1 protein-coding gene is annotated in these 1,728 nt (G+C 43.4%); it reads right to left on the reverse strand.

The features are described 5' to 3' along the window. Positions 1–611: 611 nt before the first annotated feature. Positions 612–1,634 (reverse strand): hypothetical protein, encoded by a 1,023-nt coding sequence (locus BCT27_RS19495; RefSeq protein ID WP_102396529.1) that lies wholly within the window; start codon positions 1,632–1,634, stop codon positions 612–614. Between the last annotated feature and the right edge of the window lie 94 nt (positions 1,635–1,728).

Genomic DNA, 1,728 nt, shown 5'->3' on the forward strand with positions numbered 1-1,728 from the left:
CAACTTAGCAAAGATAGCCACATGATTTTGCATCGAGTATGGGATTAGTTTGATGAGCCTTTTGAGATTAAACAATCTGCGACGAAGAGAGGAAATAGCTAACCAAACTAAACACGGAAAGAACTGACGGATAACGTTGTGATAACGGGCACTTGTCCGCACTAAATCTCACCAAACCAATGTATTCACACCACTTCCTAAGCGCTTCGAGATTGGCAAGGTGTCCTGTTGATGACCTTGTTAGCCGCTGAATCTTCATACTATCGCGGCTTTGCCGCCAACACCCGACGAACGCGCCATTTTGTGAATTCAGCTTCGACCATAAAGACAAAATCACTCGATAAACCATGTGTATTCAATTCAACTTAGCAAAGATAGCCACATGATTTTGCATCGAGTTTGGGATTGGTTTGATGAGGGTTTTGAAGTTAAACAACCTGTGACAAAGAGAGGAACTGGCTAGCCAATCATCGCAAGCTAATCGCGAAAAGAACTGACGGATAACGTTTGAATAACGGGCGTTTACTAGCCCAAACTGATTGAAACTCCTGAATCTCAGCGTTTAGATGAAAAAATGCGCCACGAGTAAACGTCCCTCGTTCATTCGCTTGTTAGGAGGGATTTGTACGCTCCGCTTCGTCCAGCATTTTCAAAGCGAATCGCCCCCTTTCAGATACTGAATTACACTCATCTGATGCAAATTTTTCAGCCAATTCCTTAACTTCATCTCCAAGACCTTCTAACTCTCGAATTAGAATCTCTGCTGAAATTCGCCTTACAATGGATGACCGATCCTCAGAAGATTTTTTTAACAAATCAAATATTGGAGTCTGAACATCTAGTTTTCGCTCGGAAACAACTGCTTTAAGTCTTCCCTCACAATAGCGGATATCAGTCCATTCCCACTTACGGCCTTCAATCCATGCTATTCGCCCCTCGAATAAACTTCGGTATGCCTTAGCTCGAACTGAAGGTTGTATTGCAAAATCTGCAATCTCCTCGAGTTTACCATCGAGAATTGGAGTTCTACCTAACTGAGAAAAGAGCGATGGCATGGGTCCAGCAGCAGATGAAATCAACTTGGACCTTAGTGTTTTTGCAATATCTTCCTCAGATATGATCTGAAGAAGAGTGTTTTTATCTACTTCTTCAATCCTACCCCAAGAGTTCCAATTTGAAAGCGCAATACACAGCGCTTCAACTACATATTCTGGGTCGGTAGCTTTTGCTAGTTCTGGTAGCTTTTCTCGCGCTGCCTCACGCACTTGGGGTACCCAATCGTTCAGCCTACGAACAGCAATTGAAAAGAAAAAAGTATTTGGAGCACCACCAGAAAGCGTCCGTAGAGTTTTCTCGCGCTTATAACCATCCCAGCTAATCAAATCCAACCAAGTCAGCAACTCATAGGGTTTTGACCAAAACTTCCACTTCGGAGCTATTGAATGTGTTAAGGCTAGAGAAAATTCAGATCGAACCAAGCGTTCCCAGTAATCAAAACTGGCCAAAGGTAACTGGGACGTTGCATCTATAAGTACAGACATGTCAGCGACGACTTTACTGCCCGAGTTTATCGAGCTAGCAAAATCCCTCACCGCTGAGATAACTTTATCTTCCATAGCCTGCGATTGTTGCACGTACTACTTACCTCCTAACGCTGTGATAACGGGTACTTGCCCGCACTTAACCTGAACAAACCCATGTATTAACAACACTTTCTAAGCGCTTCGA

Origin of the sequence: Enterovibrio norvegicus, from assembly GCF_002876705.1 — a bacterium.
In the GTDB taxonomy this organism is placed as follows: Bacteria; Pseudomonadota; Gammaproteobacteria; order Enterobacterales; family Vibrionaceae; genus Enterovibrio; species Enterovibrio norvegicus_B.